The sequence below is a fragment of the Synechococcus sp. F70.1 genome (assembly GCF_047502745.1).
In the GTDB taxonomy this organism is placed as follows: domain Bacteria; phylum Cyanobacteriota; class Cyanobacteriia; order Thermostichales; family Thermostichaceae; genus Thermostichus.
In genome coordinates this window covers 1-21,278 of record NZ_JANSJL010000116.1, presented here as the reverse complement: position 1 = coordinate 21,278, position 21,278 = coordinate 1, and the positions used below count along the sequence as shown (strand labels likewise).

Below are 21,278 nucleotides of genomic sequence, written 5' to 3'. Positions count from 1 at the left end.
AATACTCAATACCACTGCTGGGCGTAGAGGCGCTGCACCAAGTAGAACACCAACAAGGGCACATCGACGCGGCGCTCGTCGATCATAAAAGACTCGAGAGTGCTGGCCGGGGATCCTGCAGTAGTGCAGCGGAAGAACTTACGGCCGTTTAGGGATCCCTCGGCAAAGAGGACGCTAAACTGCTTCTGGCCGCCGGCAAAGGAGCCAATCAGCGTCTTGCCTTCCAGGCGCAACTGCAAATCGTGGACGCCGCGTTTTTGAAAAGCGGCAATGGCCGCCGGGATCACCTCTTCTGTAATCAGTTGCTCGAAGGGTTTTTCTTCTTTGACTTCTTTGGCGGGTTTTTTTGCAGCAGCCTTGGGAGGGCGGGTTGCTTCCTCAGCAGGCTTGGCGACTTCGGCGGTAGTCTCCTGGGCGGGGGTAGGTTCTCCAGACATGGGCTGGACTCCGATAACAGCTAATGGGGAAGGGGAAAGAAGCTAGCTTTTGGGAATGTACTGATCCACAACTTTTTCCTCAGGGATCTGGGGAAAGCCCAGGCTGTAGTTGAGGGTGCGCCCTTGCAGGTTGTAGGCAATCTCCCCTTGCCTCAGCAGGGAGCGGATGAAGTGCTCCAGCTCAGACCCGATGCGCCGCAGGTTGTACTCCGTCAGATCCCGGCCTCGGTACTCCTCCACCAATTCCTCGAAGCGGGCATAGACCTTCTGCAGAGCAGCGTCGTTCCAGACTAGCTCGTTATCGGGATCCACATCGAGGGTCAGCACATCGTCGCGGGGCACCAAGCGGTTGTCCGCCGTTACCTCGCCAGCAAAGATGTGAACGTGGCGGGTGGTGCACTTGAGCATGGCAGTTGCTCCGGTTGTAATCCTACACTTTTCCTCAGGGTATCACTCCTAGGGGTGTGTGGGACACCTGGATCTCTGCCGCCAATGGAAGGGAAGAAGGGGGATCCCTAGAGTGCAGGTAGGGCAGGCAGGGACTTCGACGTCCAAGGGGGGATCAGCCAGCTACAAAGACAGCCATCGATGCGGATAGGTCATACCTACGCGGCATCCTTTTCAGGCACCTTCTCTGCCTTTGGCTTCTCGGCGCTAGTAGGAGACTCCTCCTCACGGCTGGGGTTATTCATCTCTTCCTTAAAGCTGCGCAAGGCTTTGCCAAGGGCGCTGCCCAACTCTGGCAGCTTCTTGGGGCCAAACACCACCACTGCGATCAGCCCAATCACCGCCAGCTCTGGCAGGCCCATGCCAAAGATGCTAACAGCCAGGATAGGTTTGCTCAACAGCAGGATAGCCATAAATCCTCAGAACCTGAAAAACAGAACAGGCCGACCAACCCAGCTTGGAAAGGGATTGCCCGTCTCACTCTAGCAAGTTCTCCCTTCCAGGAGAAAGCGCTTGGCTCCTGCTTTCTTGGGAGCTGGTTCTCGAGGAGGATAATGTCAAGGCAAGCTGGAGAACTCCTAGCGGGGACGCTCGAGCTAGAGCGGTAGCCAGCCGTCGTTAGACTGAGATCAAGGGTCTGCTGGGGGTTGCCATGGGCTTTCTCCTGTCTGCCGAGCAAGTGGTTCAGTTTGTTACCAACCAATGGCAGGATCCCTATGCTGTTTTGGGGCCGCAGCAGATAGAGCAGGGGGAGGTGTCCTTCTGGCTGGTGCGTGCCTTGGTGCCTAACGCGCGGCAGGTTTGGCTGGTGGAACGTGCCACTGGGCAGGCCCACCCCATGCAGCCGCTGCATCCAGAAACCCTGTTTGAGCTGCGCTTCGAGCCAGGAACCCCCCTGCCAGACTACTTTTTGCGAGCGCAGCGGGTTTGGGATCCGGAGGGCCAACACCTGGAAGAATGGGAGGATCCGTATCGCTTTCCGCCGGAGAAGGTCAACCACATCGGCGAGCTGGATCGCTACCTCTTCAACGAGGGCAACCACCACCGCATCTACGAGAAGTTGGGCGCTCACCCCATAAGCGTGGACGGGGTTCAGGGAGTGCACTTTGCCGTCTGGGCTCCCAATGCCCGCAACGTCAGCGTTATTGGCGACTTCAACCACTGGGATGGGCGCCAGCACCAGATGAAGCGCCTAGACGAAAGCGGCATCTGGGTCCTGTTTATCCCCGGCCTTGGGCCAGGAGCCATCTACAAATACGAGGTGAAGGCCCCCTGGGGGGACATCTACGAAAAGTCGGATCCCTACGGCTTCCAACAGGAGGTTCGCCCCAAAACCGGCTCCATTGTGGTTGACCTCAACACCTACACCTGGCATGACCAGGAGTGGATGGAAAAACGGGCTGCCACCGACCCGCTGCGCTCCCCCATTTCGGTGTACGAGGTCCACCTGGGATCCTGGATGCACGCCTCCACCGAAGACCCGCCCGCCGATGGCCACCTGGTGCCAGTGGAGCGCAAGCCCAACACCCGCTTTCTCACCTACCGGGAGCTGGCGGACAAACTCATCCCCTACGTCAAGGAGATGGGCTTTACCCACATCGAGCTCTTGCCCGTGGCCGAGCACCCCTTCGACGGCTCCTGGGGCTACCAGGTTATCGGCTACTACGCCGTAACCTCCCGCTACGGCTCCCCGCAGGACTTTATGTACTTTGTCGATCGCGCTCACCAGGAGGGAATTGGTGTCATTATCGATTGGGTGCCAGGGCATTTTCCCAAAGACGGGCATGGGCTGGCCTTTTTTGACGGTACCCACCTCTACGAATATGCTGACCCCCGCAAGGGCGAACACAAAGGCTGGGGCACCTTAGTTTTCAATTACGGCCGCAACGAGGTGCGCAACTATCTGGTGGCCAACGCCCTCTTTTGGTTTGACAAATACCACGTTGACGGCATTCGGGTGGATGCAGTGGCCTCGATGCTCTATCTGGATTACGACCGCAAGGAATGGATCCCCAATTGCTACGGCGGTCGGGAACACCTAGAGGCCATCGACTTTTTCCGTCAGCTCAATACCCTTATTTTCAAGTACTACCCTGGTGTTCTTTCCATTGCTGAGGAATCGACTGCCTGGCCAATGGTGACCTGGCCAACTCACGTGGGCGGTCTGGGCTTTAACCTGAAGTGGAACATGGGCTGGATGCACGACATGCTGGATTATTTCCGCATGGATCCCTGGTTTCGCCAGTTCCACCACAACCTGGTAACCTTTAGCCTCATGTATGCCTTTAGCGAAAATTACATGCTCGCTTTTTCCCACGATGAGGTGGTACACGGCAAAAGCCACATGCTGGGCAAAATGCCAGGAGATCTGTGGCACAAGTTCGCCAGCTTGCGGGCTCTCTACGGATACATGTTCACTCACCCTGGCAAGAAAACCCTGTTCATGAGCATGGAGTTTGGCCAGTGGAACGAGTGGAATGTTTGGGCAGATCTAGACTGGGAGCTGCTGCAGTATGAGCCCCACGCCAAGCTGCGCCACTACGTAGCCACTCTCAACCAGCTGCTGCGCTCGCAACCGGCTCTCTACACCCAAGACACCAAGCCAGAAGGCTTCCGCTGGATCGACTGCAGCGACCATCGGGGCATTATCTCTTTCATCCGCTATGGGGAGGATCCCAAGGAGTGGCTGGTGGTGGTCTGCAACTTCACCCCCGTGGTCTGGCCAAACTACCGCATTGGGGTGCCGGAGCGGGGGTTTTACCGGGAGCTCCTCAACAGCGACGCGGTGGAGTTCTGGGGCAGCGGCGTTGGCAACCTAGGAGGCAAGTGGACAGAGGACTGGCCCTACCACAACCTGCCCTACTCTCTTGATCTCTGCCTGCCCCCCCTTTCTACCTTGGTGCTGAAGTGGCAGCCGGAGGACTCCGCCGAAAACAAAGCTATGCTGGATTGAGTACGGCCTTCCCTGCTCATTGCCATGCGAGATCTCCTGCGCGACATCCTCCGGGATTACTCCGGCTTTGTGGAGCTGCGCTACCACAGCAAAGTCTTTCGCAGTGTCACGGCGGAAAAGGGCCGCATTGAGCGCACGGCAGTTCGGCGGCGCTCGGGGGTGGGGGTACGGGTGCTAGAAGACGGCACCTGGGGCTTTGCCGCCACCGGGGATCTCTCACCCGCAGCCATTCGCAAGGCCATTGCCGAGGCCCAGCAAGCGGCCCGCGCCAGCGCCAACTGCCGCAAGCAGAAGCTGAAGGCTTTGCCCCGCGTCCAACTAGCCCAGGGGGAGTTCTGCGAGCCCGGAGTGGAGGAAGTGGTCAACAAGCCACTCGAGGCGAAGATTCAATTGGCTTTGGAAACAGAAGCCCAGGCGCGCAAGTCCTCCACTCGCATCACCTCCGCCAGTTGCACCTACAACGAGATCTACGAGGAGAAAGCCATCGTCACCACCGATGGGGCGGATGTAGCCTTCCGGCTGGTGCGACCCGAATTGCGGGTGCAGGCGGTGGCTGAGGCCGATGGCCAACTCAGCAGCGGCACGGAGTCCATTGGCGTGACGGGGGGGTGGGATTGCCTTTTTCGGACGGATCCCTTGCAGATGGCGGAGAAGGCGGCTGCTACGGCAGTGGATCTCCTCTCTGCAGGCTATGCCGAGGGGGGATGGGCCACCGTCATCCTCTCCCCTTCCATCGTGGGACTGCTGGTGCATGAAGCCATTGGCCACACGGTCGAGGCCGATTTCGTCCTCGCGGGCTCGGTGGCGGCTGGCAAGCTAGGGCAGCGGGTGGCCAGCGAACTGGTTACTCTCAAGGACTCTGGCCGTTCTGAATTTATGCCGGGGGCAGGGGGAACGCTGCCCGTGGACGATGAAGGTGTTCCTACCCAAACCACTACCATCATCCAGAATGGCATTTTGGTGAGCTACCTGCACAACCGGGAGACTGCCGCCCACTTCGGCGTCGAGCCCACCGGCAATGCCCGCGCCTGGGAGTACGCCGACGAGCCGCTCATCCGCATGCGCAACACCTACATCGAGCCGGGATCCCAGACGCTAGAAGAGATCCTTGCTAGCACCCCCGACGGCTACTTCCTGGATGGAGCCAGAAACGGGCAAGCGGACTCCACGGGCGAGTTCATGTTTGGCGTGGAGCGGGCCTACCGCATTCGCAATGGCAAGCTGGCGGAGCTATTGCGGGGAGTCACCATCACCGGCAATGCCTTTGAGGTGTTGCAGTCGGTGGATGCTGTGTCGCGAGATTTCCTTTGGGATCTCGGATCCGGCCACTGTGGCAAGGGCCAGCCAGCCAAGGTGGATGCCGGCGGGCCCTACATTCGCTGCCGCGCCATTGTGGGTGGCCGCCAGCCCGCCTCGTAGCTCCTAAGGAAGGGGGGGAGTTAGTTAAGGAGCAACTCGCAGCACTAGCCGATTCGCTTCCCACTCCCGAAAGAGGCGAAGGACGTGCTCGGCTCTCTCGGCGTGGTCGGCCAAGATCTCGGCGCCAGAACGAGCTTGCTTGGCTAGGGGCAACAACAGCTCCACCACCTGGTAGCGGCTGGAGGCGATCATCTTGCCGGGAATGCGAGCAATGGACCAGAAGATGTCCATTTTTTGAGCCGCGATCTGGGCCGGATCCACCTTGCCCAGCAGATCCGAAAAGGGGATGGTTTGATCCCAGTAGCGCACTTTGCCGTGCTGGACAAAGAGGGGGTTGAGCTGCCAACGGGAGCTTTGGAAAAACTCAGGGGTAAAAGGATCCCAACTGGCCACCTTTTTGCCCTGATGGCAGCACCAAAAGAGATTTTGCGTGTGGTAAAGAGGCTCCAGATACTCGATAACTCGTAGCTGGTCGAGGCGAGAAAGGGCCTCGTAGCGGCGATGGAACTCGGTGTGAGTAGCAGCAATTAAAGGCTTGGCGTTCCAGTAGTCCAAGTAGGGGGCTACATCGATAAACTCCAAGCCCGCCTGGGCCAGAAGGTCGGGGATTTCGCCGATGTCAAAAGGAATGTCGTTGGCGTGGAAGAAGTTGTCGACGATGTTCTCGTCTGCTAGGTAGTATTCCTCATGGGCCTTGGCGTGCTTGGCCAAAAGGGAGTTGGGATGAGCTGCCTTCAGCAATTGCCGCACAAATTCGATCTTTTCCTGGGTGGCCGGTGGAGTAATCCCCAGCAGCTCCAAAGCACGGCGAATGCGGTAGACATGCCAACGGCCTGAGCGGTTGTAGAGCATCAGGGCCATTACCCCGTCGGGAGCCAGGCGCGAGGCCAAGTTCTTTAGGGCCTTGACAGGATCGGCGGTGTGGTGGATTACCCCGTAGGAGCTGATCATGTCAAAGCTTCCCTCCGGCCAGGTGGAGGGATCCATGAGATCCCCATAATGCACCGAGCAGTTGCGCAGGCCGTGGTACTTGATCCGCTTCTGGGCAATTTCCAGAGCTGGGCGGCTGAGGTCGATCCCTACCACGGCGCCATATCCGGGGTTGCTGGCGGCGATGACGTGCATCTCCCAACCAGTGCCGCAGCCGGCCACCAAAAACCTGGCCCCAGTGGGCTCTTGCAAGGTGCGGGTGCGGGCGTATTGGGCCAAGGTATAGCTGCCCAGGCTGGAAAAGCCCTCAAAGGGCTGGTCGTAGGGAACAGGGGGATAGGGGAAGGTTTCGTACTGGGCTTGCACTGCCCGTGTAATTTCGGCTTCCGTAACCAAGAGGACTTCCTCCTGCGTACTTCCCTCCCAATCCTATGGCTTTCTCAAGGGCTGGAGGGGAAACCTGCTGGCTAGGCCACTGCCAAGCTGTGGGCAGCTCGCCGGTAAGCTTCTTCCAGCGTCTCTGCCAGGGTGGGGTGAACATGCACCAGGCGAGCCAGTTCTTGCACCGTGGCGCGGCGGGCAATGGCCTGGGCCGCCTCGTGGATGAGATCCGCTGCGTGGGGACCAAAGATGTGGGATCCCAGCAAAAGCCCCGTCTCCTTGTCGAAGACCAGCTTCACCATGCCCTCAGTCTCGCCAGAGGCAATGGCCTTGGAGTTGCCGCCAAAGTAGGTGCGCACCGTGCCCACGCTATAGCCCTCGGCTTTGGCTTGGGGCTCGGTTAGCCCCACAAAGCCCATCTCAGGGTGGGTGAACACTGCTGCCGGGATGCTCAGGTAATCCATGTAAGCAGGGCGGCCACAGATGTTTTCCACCGCCACCCTCCCCTGGGCTGCTGCCGCGTGGGCCAACATCATCTTGCCCGTCACGTCGCCAATGGCCCACAGGTGAGGCAACTCCGTGGCCATGCGGCTATCCACCGGCACAAAGCCGCGCTTGTCTAACTCCACCCCTAGCTCTGCTAGGCCCAGTTCCTCTGAGACCGGGATCCGCCCAGCGGCCACCAGACAACCATCCACCTGCAGCGTCTCGCCGTTGGAGAGGTGAATCGTTACTGGCTGGCCAGGGATCACCTGCTTGGCCGTGATCCCCACGTAGGTCTGGATTTGCCTGGGCTTAATCAGCACCCGCTGGGCCAGGCGGGCAATGTCGGGGTCAAAGGCTGGCATCAGCGTCTCCAGGGCTTCGATGAGGATCACCTGGGATCCCAGCGCCGTGTAGACGTCGGCAAACTCCTGGCCAATGTAGCCGCTGCCGATGATGGCCAGCCGCTCTGGGATCCACTCCAGCCGTACCGCCTCGTCGCTGGTAAACACCGTGCGGCCATCCACCTGGATCCCCGGCGGCACGAGGGGTCGAGAACCCGTAGCCAAGATAATGTCCCGCGCTGTGTAGGTCTGGGATCCTCCTTCCCCCTGCACTTCGACCGTTTGCAGCCCTGCCAGCCTGCCTCGTCCCCGCAGGATCGTTACCCCCAGCTTTTCCAGCGAGCGGGTCATGTCGGCGCGGAGCTTCTCCACCACCTGGGCAGCGTGGGCGGCAATCGCCTCCCGGTCAGCCTGGACGGATCCCACCTGCAGCCCTAGCTGGGAGCTGTTTCGCAGTTCCCGCAGGCGTCCTGAGGCGGCCAGCAGCGCCTTGGAGGGGATGCAGCCGCGATTGATGCAGGTGCCGCCCATTTCGGCGCACTCGACGATGGCGGTTTTTAGGCCGGACTCGACGGCATGCAACGCCGCGCCGTGGCCGCCAACGCCAGCACCGATGATGATCAAGTCAAAGTCAAAGCTCATGGCGAGACTTGGATAACCGGTGCCTCATTTTCTCATCTTGTTGGCCTTCCTAGGAACCGGCTAAGAGGATCTAGCATAGGGTGGCTTGCCCCCTTGACCAGAGGCTGGCCGGATGGAGCTGCAAGCTTTGATTTTCGACGTGGATGGCACGCTGGCAGATACAGAGCGGGATGGGCACCGCGTGGCCTTTAACGCGGCCTTTGCTGAGGCAGAGTTGGACTGGCACTGGTCGGTGGAGCTCTACGGCCAGCTCCTGGCTATCACAGGCGGCAAAGAGCGCATTCGCCACTTCATCGAGACCTGCCAGCCGCCACTGCCTGCCGAGGAAGACCTGACGGCCCTGATAGCCCGGCTGCACCAGGCTAAAACTCGCCACTACACAGCTTTGTTGGCCCAAGGGGGGATCCCTCTACGCCCCGGCGTCAAGCGCCTCTTGCAGGAAGCCAGGGCCGCCGGGATCCGTCTGGCCATCGCCACCACCACCACGCCGGAAAACGTGACGGCCCTCTTGGAGCAGACCCTGCCGGAGAGCCTGGGCTGGTTTGAAGTGATCGCTGCCGGCGATATTGTCCCCGCCAAAAAGCCCGCCCCCGACATCTACTTCTACACCCTGGAACAGATGGGGCTGCCCCCCCAGGCCTGCCTGGCCTTTGAAGACTCGGAGAATGGGCTGCGCTCTGCCCAACAAGCGGGGGTCCCCACTGTGGTGACGGTAAACGACTATACCCGGGATCAGGATTTTTCCGGGGCAGCTTTGGTGTTGGATCACCTGGGGGAGCCTGAGGATCCGTTTCGGGTGTTGGCGGGAACGGTGGGATCCCACAGTTACTTCAGCCTGGAGCTGGCCCGCCAGGTTCACGCCCAAGCCATCCACTCTGAGGTAGAAAACTGATGCCGGAGGTGGGGAGCGAAGACCTGCAGCGGCGCCTAGAGGCTCATCTGCGCCAGGTAGCCCAGCCCCGCGATCCCGACTGGTCGCCTTTGGGCCACCGGCAGGTGGAGCAGTATATCCAAAAACAGCTTTCCGAGTGCGGCCCGGTGGAGCCTTTCCCCTTTGAGGCCAACGGCCGCCAGCACTGCAACTGGATCTTGAAGTTGCCCGGATCCCGCCCGGGTCGGCCGCCTATCCTGGTGGGAGCCCACTTTGACGCCGCTCCGGCAACCCCTGGAGCCGACGACAACGCCAGCGGCGTGGCGGTACTGCTGGAATTGGCCCGCCATTTTGCTGCTGACCCTGCCCCTTCTCCTCTGTGGCTGGTGGCCTTCGACCTGGAAGAGCGGGGAATGGTGGGCAGCACAGCCTACGCCCGCTTTCTCAGACAACAGCGCCAGCCCCTGCGGCTAATGCTGTCGTTGGAGATGCTGGGCTACCGGGATCCCGCCCCCGGATCCCAACGCTACCCCGCTGGCCTTGAGAAGCTCTACCCCAACCGGGGAGATTACATCGGTCTCATCGGCAACTGGCCCACCTGGGGGGATCTGCTCAAGCTGCAGCGTGATTTTCAAAAAGCGGGGATCCCTTGTTGCTGGCTGCTGGCCGGGCAGCGAGGCTTGATCCTACCTGCCACTCGCCTGAGCGACCACTCCCCCTTTTGGGATGCGGGCTACGCCGCCGTTATGGTTACCGACACCGCCTTCTTGCGCAACCCCCACTACCACAAGCCAAGCGACACCCTCGAAACCCTAGATCAAGACTTCCTGACGGGGGTCTGCCAGGGCTTGATGGCCGGGATCTGCTTGCTATAGCTCCTCCAAACCCCCCAGTCATTCCGGCAGCAAGTAGCGTGCGTTGAATCCCAACTCCCCTCTCCTGGAAGGAGGCTGGGGGTAAGGGTAGAGTTGGCATCCTCAGTACGGAGATTTCTCCAGGGGGTTCGCGATTCTGCGACTGGATCCTTTGTTGAAGAGGGGAGACAATAGACGAGAGTAGTAGCAGGGAAAAGGTTAAAAAACCTGCCTTGGCACTGTAAAACTCAGCAGGAGATTGCGTATGAGCGCTTTTGCCCAAGCTCCCAAAAAGTGTGTTTCCGCCACCTTCAAAGAAGAGGGCAAGGTGCGAGAGTGTATCCAGCGGCTTTTGAACCGTGGCATTCCCAACGATCGCATCTCCATTATTGGCCGCAACTTTCAAACCGAAGCCAAAATTACCGGGTTTATCACCCGCAAAGAGGTGGTTCTGGACGGTCTGACCAATGGGGCCATCTATGGATCCCTGTTCGGATCCCTGCTGGGGCTGCTCACTGGCGTGGGGGTGCTGTTCATTCCCTTTTTGGGGGCAGTGGTGGCCGCTGGGCCTCTGGGAGCCGCTTTGTTGGGGGCAACGGGCGGCGCTTTGTACGGAGCACTGGGAGCGGGCCTGGGATCCGCCCTGATTGCCTTGGGTATGCCGCAGGAGAAAGCCGCCATCTACCAAACCCGGGTACAGGCGGGCGAGTTCTTGTTGGTGGTGCAAGTACCGGAAGAGAAGTCGGGCGAAATTTACTTGCTGCTGCAGAGTGCTGGCGGAGAGGAAGTTTCCATTGCCGACTTGAACTTGCCCGGTGAGCCAGAGGGAGACTTAACCCCAGAGAGCATCTCGCCGGAAATCCGCGCTGACCTCTCGGAAGAAGCGCAGCAAACCTTTGTGGAAGCCTACAACCAAGCCAAACAAGAGGGCAATAACTCCACCCATGCACTCCTCAAAGCTTGGGAAAAGGTCAAGCAAATTTTCACACGAGATGAGAAAGGGATCTTCTCCAAACGCAAGCCCTAGCCCAAAAAGTTTCCGAAGTAGCAAGAGCACAGTAAAGCGCCATCTCGCCGCTCTGCCTGTACGTGTTCTGGGTCTGCTCCAATTTCTTAGCTGCAACCTTATATCCTGAGAATAGCCCGAAAAACTCTAACCTAACCTTGCAGGGGTGAGCCTATGGCTGCGAGTGACTTCAAGGATTACTACAAGATCCTGGGCGTCAGCAGAGATGCCTCTGCCGAGGAAATCAAGCGCGCCTATCGCAAGCTGGCTCGCCAGTATCACCCCGACGTGAACCCCGGCAACAAAGCAGCCGAGGAGCGCTTCAAGGAAATCAACGAAGCCTACGAGGTGCTCTCCGATCCAGACAAGCGGCGGCGCTACGACCAGTTTGGCCAGTACTGGCAGCGGGTGGGTGCCGGCTCTGCGGCTGGAATGCCCGGCATGGAGGGCTTCGCCCAGTACACCAGCTTCGAGGAGTTTATCAACGAGCTGTTGGGCCGCATGGGATCCCGCCGCGGCGGCTTTCAGGGCTTCACCACCGGGTTTGGGCCGTTCGTCTCGGTGGATCTGCCGGGGCAGGATGTGGAGGGCACCCTGGGCCTCACCTGGGCAGAAGCTTTCCACGGCACCCAAAAGCGGCTAAGCGTGGACGGCGAAACCCTCACCATCCGCATCCCCCCCGGCGCCAAACCGGGCAGCCGCCTCCGCGTCAAGGGCAAGGGTCAATATAGCCCCTTTGGCGGCCCAAGAGGAGATCTCTACCTCACCCTGGAGCTGCCCCCCCACCCCTTCTTCCGCTTCGAGGGCGACAACCTGGTTTGCGAGCTGCCCATCACCCCTGACGAGGCGGTTTTAGGCGGCACGGCGGAAGTGCCCACCCCCACGGGTCGCGTGCAACTGAGGATCCCTGCCGGGGTAGACAGTGGCCAAACCCTGCGGCTGCGCGGCCAAGGTTGGCGGGATCCCCAAGGCCAGCGAAGTGACCTGCTGGTGCGGCTGAAGGTCGTCACGCCCAAATCCCTTTCCCCAACTGAGCGGGATCTCTACGAAAAACTGCGGCAAAATCGAAGCTGGGATCCCCGCGCCCGGCTGCAGGAGGTGAGTCTATGAGCCTGGCCATTGTGCGGGTGGAGGAGCGGCTCTATACCTTCGAGCAGGCAAGTGAAGTAGCCGGGATCCCTCCTCACCTGCTGGAGTGGTTGCTCGGGCAAGGCCTGGTGGAAGCCGAAAGCTGCTACCTCAACCCCCAGCAACTGCGGCGCTTAATCCAGATGACCCGCCTGCATCGCGACTTGGGCCTTAACTGGGTCGGGGCGGCCATGGTTTTGGACATGGCCCAGGAAATTGCCCGCCTTAGGGCGCAGCTACACTACTACCGTGGAGGCTAAGCAGCCCAAGGCTTTAGCCCCCTTGAACCCCGCTGCTTGTCAACTTCAGGAGAACTTCTGTATGGAACAAATCGTCCGACGCAGCCAAGTGGTGGGCCTGCTGGCCATAGATGGCAGCACTGCCACAGCCCTGGGCACTGTAGAAGAAGTCTGGGTTGACCCAACAGGGCGGGTATGCTACTTCACCAGCCAGCAGGGGTACACCCCCCTGGAGCAGATTTCTCTCATCGGGCCAGACGCGCTGCTGACCTACTCTACCGTTTTTGATACCCCCCTAACCCCCATCAGCTCTCTTTACCGTCGCACAGTGCGCATTGGGAATCGAGAGGTCGGCTGGATTGAGGATTTTCTCTTTGACTGGGAGACTGGAGCGATTGCCGCTTATATTCTGGGTGGCAGCATTGCCGAGCCTTGGGGGGGGCGCGCCGTTCTCCTGCCTGAGGACGTAGAGGCCATCGACGTGGACGCGGTGGTAGTCAAGGAAGATGCTCCCCAGCGACTCCAATCGGAGGCCGAGGGCCTAAAGAACTTTTGGAGCGAAAAGTCTCGCCAAGTCAAGCAGCTCATCCAGCGCATGGGGGATCGCCTCAAAGCCCTAGTCAGCCCGCAGGATCCGCCCGAGGTAGTGCGCGTCAAGGTCAAGCAAGTGCGGGACGAGCTAGCCAAAGGGGGCAAGTTCGACCTTTCCCTGCTGGATGAGGCGGCAGAGTTCCTACAGCAGAAATGGGAAAGCTGGCAGCAGCGCCTTAAACGGGCTGCCCAGCGCATGCAAGCTGCCCTCCAGGCCGCTTGGGAAAAGCTGACCGAATGAAGCTGACAGGAAGCAAGTTTTTCCGCTAGAATTATAAGTCGCTGTCAATGCTCGGATCAGGTTTTAAGACCCGCAGGGGCACCTGTACGGCAAGGAAAAGGCATGACCTACGCGATTGTGGAAACCAGTGGCAAGCAGCTTTGGGTAGAGGCGGGGCGCTTTTACGACATCGATCACCTGCCTGACACAGAGGAAAACAGCTCTTTGGCCCTCTCCCAGGTCTTGTTGATCAACCACGAGGGACAAGTAACCCTAGGGCGTCCCTACATTCCCGAGGCGGTGGTGAGGGCGCGGGTTTTGCAGCACCGCCGAGGCAACAAAATCATCGTCTACAAGATGAGGCCGAAGAAGGGAACCCGCAGGAAAAGAGGCCATCGTCAGCTCTTGACCCGTGTGCTCATTGAGTCCATCGAACTAAACGGGACGCCACTAGCCACAGCCCCAGCAACTTCGCAGCCTGCTCCAGAGCCAGGGATCCCTGCGGCGGAGAACTAGAAGTTTTCAGCGGCAACACAGGTGCATAGGAGGCGCTATGGCTCATAAAAAAGGAACGGGCAGCACCCGCAACGGCCGTGACTCCAATTCCAAGCGGTTGGGTGTGAAGTGCTTTGGCGGCGAGCTGGTTCATCCCGGCTATATCCTGGTCAGGCAACGGGGCACCAAGTTCCACCCAGGGGTGAACGTGCGCATTGGTAGAGATGACACCTTGTTTGCGGTAGCTACAGGCATTGTTACCTTTGAGCGCTACGGCAAACGGCGGCAGAAGGTGAGCGTTTACCCCGTGGCTGCGCAATAGGCAGCGATTTTTCCAAGCAACCTGTCCCCCAGCCTGCTCTTGTGCAGGGGAAGGGATCCCAGTTTGGCCCAGTGCCCAATGTGGAGAGTGCCTGTGAGATCGAGGGGGGTGCGGGCGCATTTGTTTCGTTGGGTGGGGTTGCTGCACCTCATTGCCGGGGTGGCCTATCTTTACTGGCGGATTACCGAGGGGCTGACAGGTCTGGGATCCCTTTTGTTTTGGGGTGCGGAGGCCTATGTCTGGCTGGCAGCAGTGGGGTTTACCCTTAGCCGCTACGCCCAGGTGCCGAGCGAGACCCTTCCCTCTCCCGAGGTTCTGCAGCCGGCGTTTTCTCAGCTGCCGCGGGTGGACGTGCTGGTCATACGTCAGCGGGATTCTCTGGAGGCCACTCGGCAGACGGTGCTCTCAGCCCTACGCTTGGATTACCCCTGGGAGCGGCTATTTGTCCACATTGTGGATCGGGTTGAAGACAGGGAAATGGCCAAGGTGGCGCAGGCCATTCCCTGCGAGTACTGGCCTTGCCCCAGCCCCACGACCGATCCTCTAGCCTACCTACTGAGATCCGGCCATCTGCAAGGAGAGTACCTGCTGCTACTGCAGCCAGGCCATTTTGTCGAGCCGGACTTTTTGTGGCAGACTTTGCCTCTGTTTTACGACTTTCCAGAGCGGGCCCCCATCGCCAACTCAACCGGCTTTGTCCAGGCCATGCTGCGCACCCTAGGTCGGCCCCAGGCCGTTCACCCCCTGCAGCAACTGCTGGCGGTGGGATCCCACGGCTACCAGGCAGCGCCGCTATTGGGATCCGGCTGTCTCATTCGGCGGGCGGCCCTGGAGGGGATCCCGCACATCGACATTCGCCGTCCTGTGCAGTTGGGGTGTCAGATGCACTGTCGCGGCTGGCAGTCCTACCTGGCTCGCCAAGCCCAGGTCACCGGCGCTTTGTTACCCTTGCGCAACCGCCGCGTGGCTCTGCTGGCCATTTTTTCGGCCTTGCGGGAAAATCCCTTCTGGGGCAAGCCGACCACCCAGCAGCAGCGCTTTCAGTACCTGTGGCTGGCCCTCTGGGCCGCTGGAGGGGCGGCGGAGCTAGCCTATTTGGCGGTGCCGATCCTCTTCCTCTGGACGGGCTGGATGCCAGTGCCGGCCTTTGACAGGGTTTTTTTTGCCTGGTTTCTGCCCTATGCCCTGCTGGGGCGGCTCAGCTGGCTGTTGGCCTTTCCTCCCTCTCGGTGGGGGGCTGCGTGGCAGTCAGAACGCCAGACAGGTAGCCAGTTTTTCCAGTCCATCCAGGCGTTGGTGCAGGCAATGCGGGGGGTGCCTCCCTATCCCGAGCAGCCATCCCAACTCTCTCTTGGCCCGCAGGCCTTGGCCATTGCGTTGACCCTAGCAGCAATGGGGGTAGGATCCCTGCGCTTTGCTGGCAACTGGGATCCAACCTGGCTAGAGCTGCTGTTTGGCCTGGTCTGGGCCTTCTACAACCTGATGATCCTGACGGTGCGCCCGGACGACCACGATTTTGCCGGCTTTGCCTTGGGTAGCCGCAACCCGGCGCCAGCAGAGATCTCAGATGCACTCCCCAACTCCTAAAGTGGAAGCTCTTAGCTGGCTGGAGGCAGGCAGAGGCCAAAAGCTATGCTGGAACTGGAGAAGCAATAGCGCTATCGATAGGGCGAAGTGCCAGAGACTGCCTCCATGGACGGATGGAGAGCAGAGGTCTCCACCTAAGCTCTCCGTGGGTTTGGCAAAGCTTGAGCGTGCTCTTCTAAAAGACAACCGAAGACAACGCACCTGTGGAGTCAAAGAGACCTCCCCTTCGACTATTCCCCCTAGGCACAGATCCCCGCCGGCAGGGCTGTGCCTACTGGCTGGAGATGGGATCCTACCGTTTGCTTCTCGATTGTGGCTTGCCTGCTCCCGCTCTCCTCAAAGCCTTGCCAGGGATCCCCGATGCTGTTATCTGCAGCCATGCCCACTTTGACCATGTGCAGGGGCTACCTGGCTTTTATCGCCGCTACCCACAGGTGCCCATTTACGCCACCCCGGTGACGGCTCATTTGGCCAGCGGCCTCTGGGAGCGCGGCATCTGGCCAGACTACGACCGGGAGATTCGCTTTCCTCCTTTTCGGGCGCTGCCTTTTGGCCAGGCGCGGGAGATCTTGCCTCACTTGATGCTCACCTTCTTTACCGCCGGGCACCTGCCGGGGGCAGCGGCAACCCTGTTGCAAAATACCCGGACTACTCCAGCTCAAACCTGCCTGTACACTGGCGACTGCTCCCTGGCCTCAACTCGCTTTGCCCCTGGCTTGGATCTGAGCGCCTTGCGCCATTGGCAGCCGGATGTGCTGCTCATCGAGGCCTCCCTGGGCTCTACTCGCCATCCACCCCGTCGCCATCTGGAAAACCGCCTGGTGGAGCGCCTGCTTGGCGCCTTGGCTGCAGGCCAGACGGTGCTGTTCCCGCTGCCAGTGCTGGGGTTGGGCCAGGAGTTGATTTTCCTCCTCAAAGCTCACCACCGCTTTACCCAAGCTTCCCAGGAGCTGACGGTGTGGGTGGCGCCAGGCCTAGCTGCAGGCTGCGATCTCTACGAACGCTTGCTCCCCTACCTGCCGGAGCCCGTGCGCAATTTTGCCACCTACCAGCCCTTGTTCTGGGAAGACCGCCTGCAGCCGCGGGTGCAGCCCCTTACAGCGGTGGATCCCTTGCCCCAGGGCCTGTTGCTGTGCGACGCCGATGCCGATCCGGAGGCCTGGGAGCCCATCTGGTTACGCCTGTTGGCCCAACCGCAGCGCTCCTGCCTGCTGCTGCGGCTGCCGGAAGTGGAGCTAGCTACGCCGTTGGAGCAGTGGCCAGCGCCGCTGCGCTCCCGCATTGAAGTGGAGTGGTTGGCCTGGCACAGCCACAACGATGTTGGGCATCTTGCCCAGATCGTCCACACCTTTCGCCCCCAACATGTGGTTTTGGTGCACGCCAGCCCCCAGCAAGCGCAGGAGCTGGCGGATCTGCCCGAGCTGTGCAACCGTTACCATGTCCACTGCCCCCGGCCTGGCCATTGGCTGGAGCTGGTCGACAGCCGTCTGCAAACCTTGGTCAAACCGTCCGAGTTCCTCAGGGATCCCGGCGTGCGCTACGAGGGGGAGGTGGAGGAGATCTGGCAGGAACAGGGCTCGCCTCGCTCCTTGGCCGGGGTTCAGGTGCGCCTACCCCCCCAGATTACCGAGGATCCTCGCTGGGCCGCCTGGGCTGAGACCGGCTTGGTGGAGGCTCGCTGGCAGGGATCCGAACTGGTGCTGCGCGGCCTTTCGCCGCGAGAGCTGATCCGGCCGGCGGAGGTTGCCCCCTCCTCTGGCCTTGTGCTGCGCCCCAAGCCCGTCCCTATCTTCGCTGCCGGGGGCATGAGGTGCCAGAGCTGCCGCTTTGCCCGCCAGAGCTTGTCCGCCCACACCCAAGTTCTTCGCTGCGATCAAGAGCGCTCCCCCCTCTACCGCCTCCAGGTAGATCCCCAGGGGAGCTGCCCCTATCACCAACCGCGGGAGATCTGCTCTTCCGGCTAGTGCCCAGGGCAGTCGCCGCCCAAAAGCCGGCTAGAATGGGGCCAGTTGCGGTGTCAACCATGCTCGAGCAACAACCCTGGGCAGATCGTCGCCAGGGGGCGGTTGGATCCCTGGAGCGTCCCGCCGAGACCCTGGCCCCAACCCGCCTGCCCTTGGTGCAAATGGTGGGGGTTAACAAAGTCTACCCGCTGCTAGAGGGCAGTTTCCAGGCTCTCTACGACATCAACCTGACAATCTGGCCGGGAGAGTATTGCGCCATCATGGGACCCTCGGGCTCCGGCAAGTCCACCCTGATGAACCTCATGGGCTGCTTGGATCGGCCTAGCTCGGGGCGCTACTGGCTAGACGGCGTGGAAGTCTCTGCCCTGCCGGATGGGGAGCTGGCCCGGATTCGCAACCAAAAAATTGGCTTTGTCTTCCAGCAGTTTCACCTCCTGCCCGTCTTAACCGCCCTGGAGAACGTGATGCTGCCCCTGGCCTATGCCGGGATCCCCGAGTCAGAACAGCGCCGGCGAGCTAAACAGGCTCTAGAACAAGTGGGCTTGGGAAGTAAACTCCACCAGCGCCCAGCCCAGCTCTCTGGCGGCCAGCAGCAGAGGGTGGCGATTGCCCGCGCCATTGTTAACCGGCCACAACTGCTTTTGGCCGATGAGCCGACTGGCGCCCTGGACAGGCGCACCGCCCAGGAAGTGCTCAGCCTTTTTGCCGAGCTCCACAGCCAGGGCATTACTCTCGTCGTAGTTACCCATGACCTAGAGGTGGCGCGGGCCGCCCAGCGCCTCATCCACGTTGCCGATGGACATTTGCTGCCCTAGACCTGGACCTGCCTGAACAATTGGGCTCTTGAGGACTGGCCGGCTTCCTCCTCTCTAGGACTAGCTAGCTTGCGCTAGTCTAAACACAATCCCCTGAGCCTCTAGCAAACTTATGGGACTCATTGAAGATATCAGCCGGTTTTTGGAAACCCGCCTAGAGGAATTCCTCAGAGCCCATCCGGAGATTGAGCTGCAGCTCCTTGCCGAGGAATTGCGCCAGCAAGAAGAAGAAACTCGGCAGCTGCTCCAGGAAAGCCTTGCCCAGCGGCAAGCTCTCCAGCGCAGCATTCTCCAGTTGGCAGAGGAAATCAAGACCTGGCACTTTCGCATCGAAAAGGCCGAACGGGCCAACCGCCCGGATCTGGCTGAGGGAGCGCGCCGACGGGAAGCCGAGCTTTTGGAGCAAGGGAGCCGGTTATTCAACCAAGGGAAGGCTCTGGAGGAGAGAATCCGGCAACTGGAAGCTCTGCTGCCGCAAATTGCCCAGCGCCGCCAAGAGGTGCGCACCAAGCTGCAAGAAGTCAAAGCCGCCCAAACCCAGAAGGCCAGCGAGCCGGATCGGAAGTTCAACCCCTGGGGCAGTCTGTTTGAGGATAAGTTGGAGGAGGAATTTCGGCGGCTGGAGATGCAGCTCGAAGTGGAAAAAGAATTGGACACCATAAGAAAGAAGGTGCAGGAACAGCGGCGGCAATAACGGCTTCCTCGTGAAAAACTCTTTCTTATAGCCCCGGTGATGCTGTCTTTGAAACAAGTTCCTTCCCCCAAGAGCGGCCCAAGAGTGGTACGCTATTGCGCATGAAAGAGTTCTATCTAAATCACCCCACATTTGGTCTGCTCTACGGCCTGTGTCAGGTTAACGAAGGGGAGGCCATCTTCACCACCCTTTATGCCCAAAGGCTGTTTTTTCGGGTCTACTTCAAGCCCCCCGCTGACGACGACCCCTCTGCTGTGGAAGAATTGGTCTTTGACCCGATTAGCCGCAACGAAGCCCGCCAAGTTCTCGAAGAGCAGATGCGCTTGCTGCGCCGCGCCAACCGCAAAGACGAGCTGGAACATCTGCAGTTGGTTTACAAACGCACCTTTTCCTAAGCCGCTCTAGAATTGCGACAGAAAGCGCAGGTCGCTGCTGTAGAACAGCCGGATATCCTGAACGCCGTGCAGGAGCATGGCCACCCGCTCGACACCGATCCCTGCCGCAAAGCCGGTGTAGCGCTCTGGGTCATAGCCAACTGCCTGAAACACATTGGGATCCACCATGCCGCAGCCGAAAATCTCCAGCCACTTGGAGCCAAAGCGTACGTCCATTTCAGCCGAGGGCTCCGTGAAGGGAAAGTAGCTAGGCCGAAAGCGGGTTTCCTGCTGGCCTAACAGGCGAGTCACGAACTCCTTGAGGGTGCCCTTGAGGTCAGTGAAGGTAAGGTTTTCCCCTACTGCCAAGATTTCCACCTGGTGAAACACGGCCGAGTGGGTGGCATCGACCTTGTCGCGGCGCATCACCCGTCCCGCGTGGACAATGCGCAGAGGCGGCTGGTGTTGCTCCATGTAGCGCACCTGCACCGAAGAAGTTTGGGTGCGCATCAGATAGCCCTTTTCTAGATAGAGGGTATCCTGCATGTCCCGCGCCGGGTGGTCGGCAGGGGTGTTGAGGGCTTCGAAGTTGTAGTACTCCGTCTCGATCTCCGGGCCATGGACTACCGTATAGCCCATTCCCACAAAGATGTCGAGCATGCGGTCAATGGTGGCCTGCAGCGGGTGAACCCGGCCCAGCGGCCGGCGCGGCCCCGGCATAGTGACATCCAAACGCTCTGCTTCTAGGCGGGCTTGGAGCTTGGCTTCAGCTAGGGTCCGTTTGCGCTCCTCCAGGCTGGATTGCAGGGCCTCTTTGAAGCTGTTGGCCAAAGCTCCGATAGCTGGCCTTGCTTCCGGCGGCAGCTTCCCCATTCCCCCCAAGATCTTGGAGAGCTTTCCCTTCTTGCCCAGGTAGTCGATGCGGATTTGCTCCAGGGCGTCTAGCTCGGCAGCCTGGGCCACTTGGGCAAGTGCTTCTTCCTGAAGGGTGAGCAGCTGTTGGCGCAGGATGTCCTGTTCCTCTTGCATGGAGTCGGTTATTCCCCCACTTGTGGTAGCCCAGCCAGGCAGCTAGGAAGGAGGATCCCTGCTGTGGGCTAGGTCACTTCTTCAACCGTATCATTTTTGCCTGCAGCGCCTCCTACTGCAGCAGCTCCCTCTGCCAATCGACAACTTTGCGAAAGCGAAAAGGGCCTGCCAATGCCCCCCACACCTGGCGGTGGGTAACTGGATCCATGCCTCGGTCGTGGCTGCAGAACTCGCTTTCGCTCAACTGCAGCGTGGTCTGCAAATAGGTGGTTTGGCCGTTGCGCACTACCCAACAGCGACACCCCGGCTCTGTGGTGCCGACAAACTGGGATCCCTGCCTCTTCACATGCACATCACACCCCGGCAGGTAGGCCAGATCCGCAGGGCTCAATTGGCTGAGCTGCCCGGCTCTTTCGCGGGCACAGCCCCGCCACCGCTGGGGCTCCAGAGGACGGTAGTTGCGAATCACGATCCCGTCCCCTACTTGGGTAAGCTCCACCACCGCCTGACGATAGGGCTCCTCCAGATGGCCGCTGTAGGCCTGCTCCACATAAAAGCCGATCCCTGCCAACACACCGGCTGGCAAGGGGCGATAAGCCACCCGGATGGAGGCAAAAAAAGGCGGGTTCTCCCAGGCTTGCTCTTGGTTGCTGAAGTCTCCCGCTAGCCACCGCGCCATTTGCAGCAGCTCGGGAGAGAAGGTGGGCTGCAACTGGATCGCCATAGCCTCAAGGCCAGAGTAGGGGCCACTACATGGCTAAGTCTGGGGTTTTCCGGGCCGCGTTTTCCCGGTGAAAGCCTGCTCAGATTTTCTCTCAGCTTTGCCTTGCCTAGGAGACTGGCGCAAGTATTAAATTATGTGTACTTTATGAGAAGGTTTACTTGGATACAGAAGGGGGCCTCTTGACTTGACTGCAAAGCCATGAGCAAGGCTGTCGTTGTTCCTGATATGGTAAACTCATGTAAAGTAGCATTGTTTTTTGTAAAAACCAAGGCCTCAAAGGATTTGGACAAAAAGGCCAGAGTTGCCCACTAGGAGCAGATCTGGGGCTG

Annotated in this window: 22 protein-coding genes; 15 read left to right on the top strand and 7 right to left on the bottom strand. The window is 60.1% G+C overall.

Translation table 11 applies throughout. The features are described from left to right. Positions 1 to 5: 5 nt before the first annotated feature. The 3 genes from NW860_RS10940 to tatA form a co-directional block, all read right to left on the bottom strand. Positions 6 to 437 (bottom strand): DUF2996 domain-containing protein, encoded by a 432-nt coding sequence (locus NW860_RS10940; RefSeq protein ID WP_414410856.1) that lies wholly within the window; start codon positions 435 to 437, stop codon positions 6 to 8. Between the two features lie 42 nt (positions 438 to 479). Further along, entirely contained in the window at positions 480 to 845 is a 366-nt protein-coding gene (locus NW860_RS10935; RefSeq protein ID WP_414514160.1) for an NAD(P)H-quinone oxidoreductase subunit M, read from the bottom strand. A 197-nt stretch (positions 846 to 1,042) separates the two neighbouring features. Further along, positions 1,043 to 1,297 (bottom strand): twin-arginine translocase TatA/TatE family subunit, encoded by a 255-nt coding sequence (gene tatA, locus NW860_RS10930; protein WP_414405971.1) that lies wholly within the window; start codon positions 1,295 to 1,297, stop codon positions 1,043 to 1,045. 239 nt (positions 1,298 to 1,536) lie between these two features. Here tatA and glgB point away from each other — a divergent pair, with 239 nt between their 5' ends. Beyond that, positions 1,537 to 3,837, top strand: coding sequence for a 1,4-alpha-glucan branching protein GlgB (glgB, locus tag NW860_RS10925; RefSeq protein ID WP_414393921.1), 2,301 nt, complete (start codon positions 1,537 to 1,539; stop codon positions 3,835 to 3,837). Positions 3,838 to 3,861: 24 nt separating this feature from the next. Continuing rightward, positions 3,862 to 5,256 carry a TldD/PmbA family protein gene (locus NW860_RS10920; RefSeq protein WP_414393922.1) on the top strand — a complete coding sequence of 465 codons (1,395 nt, stop codon included), beginning with the start codon at positions 3,862 to 3,864 and terminating at the stop codon, positions 5,254 to 5,256. A 24-nt stretch (positions 5,257 to 5,280) separates the two neighbouring features. Here the strand turns inward: NW860_RS10920 and NW860_RS10915 are convergent, their stop codons facing one another. Further along, a complete protein-coding gene (locus tag NW860_RS10915; protein WP_414514159.1) occupies positions 5,281 to 6,582 on the bottom strand; it encodes a class I SAM-dependent methyltransferase in 1,302 nt (433 codons plus the stop codon). A gap of 71 nt (positions 6,583 to 6,653) precedes the next feature. Continuing rightward, complete coding sequence (gene lpdA, locus NW860_RS10910) at positions 6,654 to 8,036, bottom strand: dihydrolipoyl dehydrogenase (protein WP_414514158.1); 1,383 nt, start codon at positions 8,034 to 8,036, stop codon at positions 6,654 to 6,656. A gap of 112 nt (positions 8,037 to 8,148) precedes the next feature. On the opposite strand from lpdA, the gene NW860_RS10905 reads away from it, so the two are divergent. The 13 genes from NW860_RS10905 (at position 8,149) to NW860_RS10845 (ending at position 19,217) form a co-directional block, all read left to right on the top strand. Further along, on the top strand, positions 8,149 to 8,928 hold the full coding sequence (locus NW860_RS10905) for an HAD family hydrolase (protein ID WP_414514157.1): 780 nt from the start codon (positions 8,149 to 8,151) through the stop codon (positions 8,926 to 8,928). Next, positions 8,928 to 9,782 (top strand): M28 family peptidase, encoded by an 855-nt coding sequence (locus NW860_RS10900; protein WP_414514156.1) that lies wholly within the window; start codon positions 8,928 to 8,930, stop codon positions 9,780 to 9,782. The genes NW860_RS10905 and NW860_RS10900 overlap by 1 nt, the downstream gene beginning before the upstream one ends. A 244-nt stretch (positions 9,783 to 10,026) precedes the next feature. Next, the gene (locus NW860_RS10895; RefSeq protein WP_414514155.1) at positions 10,027 to 10,788 is read left to right on the top strand and encodes a ChaB family protein; all 762 of its coding nucleotides are present in this window, start codon (positions 10,027 to 10,029) and stop codon (positions 10,786 to 10,788) included. A 153-nt stretch (positions 10,789 to 10,941) separates the two neighbouring features. Then, entirely contained in the window at positions 10,942 to 11,877 is a 936-nt protein-coding gene (locus tag NW860_RS10890; RefSeq protein ID WP_414514154.1) for a DnaJ C-terminal domain-containing protein, read from the top strand. Next, positions 11,874 to 12,155 carry a chaperone modulator CbpM gene (locus NW860_RS10885; protein ID WP_414393933.1) on the top strand — a complete coding sequence of 94 codons (282 nt, stop codon included), beginning with the start codon at positions 11,874 to 11,876 and terminating at the stop codon, positions 12,153 to 12,155. The genes NW860_RS10890 and NW860_RS10885 overlap by 4 nt, the downstream gene beginning before the upstream one ends. Positions 12,156 to 12,216: 61 nt before the next feature. Next, complete coding sequence (locus tag NW860_RS10880) at positions 12,217 to 12,966, top strand: photosystem reaction center subunit H (RefSeq protein ID WP_414514152.1); 750 nt, start codon at positions 12,217 to 12,219, stop codon at positions 12,964 to 12,966. A gap of 102 nt (positions 12,967 to 13,068) precedes the next feature. Next, on the top strand, positions 13,069 to 13,461 hold the full coding sequence (gene rplU / locus NW860_RS10875; RefSeq protein ID WP_414393937.1) for a 50S ribosomal protein L21: 393 nt from the start codon (positions 13,069 to 13,071) through the stop codon (positions 13,459 to 13,461). Positions 13,462 to 13,498: 37 nt separating this feature from the next. After that, entirely contained in the window at positions 13,499 to 13,762 is a 264-nt protein-coding gene (gene rpmA, locus NW860_RS10870) for a 50S ribosomal protein L27 (RefSeq protein ID WP_414393939.1), read from the top strand. A gap of 93 nt (positions 13,763 to 13,855) precedes the next feature. After that, a complete protein-coding gene (locus NW860_RS10865) occupies positions 13,856 to 15,349 on the top strand; it encodes a cellulose synthase (protein ID WP_414514151.1) in 1,494 nt (497 codons plus the stop codon). A gap of 203 nt (positions 15,350 to 15,552) precedes the next feature. Next, positions 15,553 to 17,313 carry an MBL fold metallo-hydrolase gene (locus NW860_RS10860; protein WP_414514150.1) on the top strand — a complete coding sequence of 587 codons (1,761 nt, stop codon included), beginning with the start codon at positions 15,553 to 15,555 and terminating at the stop codon, positions 17,311 to 17,313. A gap of 59 nt (positions 17,314 to 17,372) precedes the next feature. Next, complete coding sequence (locus NW860_RS10855) at positions 17,373 to 18,128, top strand: ABC transporter ATP-binding protein (protein WP_414393944.1); 756 nt, start codon at positions 17,373 to 17,375, stop codon at positions 18,126 to 18,128. 112 nt (positions 18,129 to 18,240) lie between these two features. Continuing rightward, positions 18,241 to 18,822 carry a TIGR04376 family protein gene (locus tag NW860_RS10850; RefSeq protein WP_414393945.1) on the top strand — a complete coding sequence of 194 codons (582 nt, stop codon included), beginning with the start codon at positions 18,241 to 18,243 and terminating at the stop codon, positions 18,820 to 18,822. 101 nt (positions 18,823 to 18,923) lie between these two features. Next, entirely contained in the window at positions 18,924 to 19,217 is a 294-nt protein-coding gene (locus tag NW860_RS10845; protein ID WP_414393947.1) for a PipX family protein, read from the top strand. Between the two features lie 6 nt (positions 19,218 to 19,223). On the opposite strand, the gene pheS is transcribed toward NW860_RS10845, so the two are convergent. Next, positions 19,224 to 20,225, bottom strand: coding sequence for a phenylalanine--tRNA ligase subunit alpha (pheS, locus tag NW860_RS10840; protein WP_414394371.1), 1,002 nt, complete (start codon positions 20,223 to 20,225; stop codon positions 19,224 to 19,226). A 112-nt stretch (positions 20,226 to 20,337) separates the two neighbouring features. Beyond that, positions 20,338 to 20,949: a chromophore lyase CpcT/CpeT gene (locus tag NW860_RS10835; protein ID WP_414412464.1), complete on the bottom strand. Its 612-nt coding sequence runs from the start codon at positions 20,947 to 20,949 to the stop codon at positions 20,338 to 20,340. Between the last annotated feature and the right edge of the window lie 329 nt (positions 20,950 to 21,278).

Excerpts from the sequence above, each read along its gene's own strand:
- tatA (WP_414405971.1), bottom strand. The coding sequence starts at position 1,297 with ATGGCTATCCTGCTGTTGAGCAAACCTATCCTGGCTGTTAGCATCTTT.
- glgB (WP_414393921.1), top strand. The coding sequence starts at position 1,537 with ATGGGCTTTCTCCTGTCTGCCGAGCAAGTGGTTCAGTTTGTTACCAAC.
- NW860_RS10835 (WP_414412464.1), bottom strand. The coding sequence starts at position 20,949 with ATGGCGATCCAGTTGCAGCCCACCTTCTCTCCCGAGCTGCTGCAAATG.
- rplU (WP_414393937.1), top strand. The coding sequence starts at position 13,069 with ATGACCTACGCGATTGTGGAAACCAGTGGCAAGCAGCTTTGGGTAGAG.
- NW860_RS10890 (WP_414514154.1), top strand. The coding sequence starts at position 10,942 with ATGGCTGCGAGTGACTTCAAGGATTACTACAAGATCCTGGGCGTCAGC.
- NW860_RS10850 (WP_414393945.1), top strand. The coding sequence starts at position 18,241 with ATGGGACTCATTGAAGATATCAGCCGGTTTTTGGAAACCCGCCTAGAG.
- NW860_RS10845 (WP_414393947.1), top strand. The coding sequence starts at position 18,924 with ATGAAAGAGTTCTATCTAAATCACCCCACATTTGGTCTGCTCTACGGC.
- NW860_RS10900 (WP_414514156.1), top strand. The coding sequence starts at position 8,928 with ATGCCGGAGGTGGGGAGCGAAGACCTGCAGCGGCGCCTAGAGGCTCAT.
- NW860_RS10885 (WP_414393933.1), top strand. The coding sequence starts at position 11,874 with ATGAGCCTGGCCATTGTGCGGGTGGAGGAGCGGCTCTATACCTTCGAG.
- NW860_RS10940 (WP_414410856.1), bottom strand. The coding sequence starts at position 437 with ATGTCTGGAGAACCTACCCCCGCCCAGGAGACTACCGCCGAAGTCGCC.
- NW860_RS10880 (WP_414514152.1), top strand. The coding sequence starts at position 12,217 with ATGGAACAAATCGTCCGACGCAGCCAAGTGGTGGGCCTGCTGGCCATA.
- pheS (WP_414394371.1), bottom strand. The coding sequence starts at position 20,225 with ATGCAAGAGGAACAGGACATCCTGCGCCAACAGCTGCTCACCCTTCAG.
- NW860_RS10855 (WP_414393944.1), top strand. The coding sequence starts at position 17,373 with ATGCTCGAGCAACAACCCTGGGCAGATCGTCGCCAGGGGGCGGTTGGA.
- NW860_RS10920 (WP_414393922.1), top strand. The coding sequence starts at position 3,862 with ATGCGAGATCTCCTGCGCGACATCCTCCGGGATTACTCCGGCTTTGTG.
- lpdA (WP_414514158.1), bottom strand. The coding sequence starts at position 8,036 with ATGAGCTTTGACTTTGACTTGATCATCATCGGTGCTGGCGTTGGCGGC.
- NW860_RS10895 (WP_414514155.1), top strand. The coding sequence starts at position 10,027 with ATGAGCGCTTTTGCCCAAGCTCCCAAAAAGTGTGTTTCCGCCACCTTC.
- NW860_RS10905 (WP_414514157.1), top strand. The coding sequence starts at position 8,149 with ATGGAGCTGCAAGCTTTGATTTTCGACGTGGATGGCACGCTGGCAGAT.
- NW860_RS10935 (WP_414514160.1), bottom strand. The coding sequence starts at position 845 with ATGCTCAAGTGCACCACCCGCCACGTTCACATCTTTGCTGGCGAGGTA.
- rpmA (WP_414393939.1), top strand. The coding sequence starts at position 13,499 with ATGGCTCATAAAAAAGGAACGGGCAGCACCCGCAACGGCCGTGACTCC.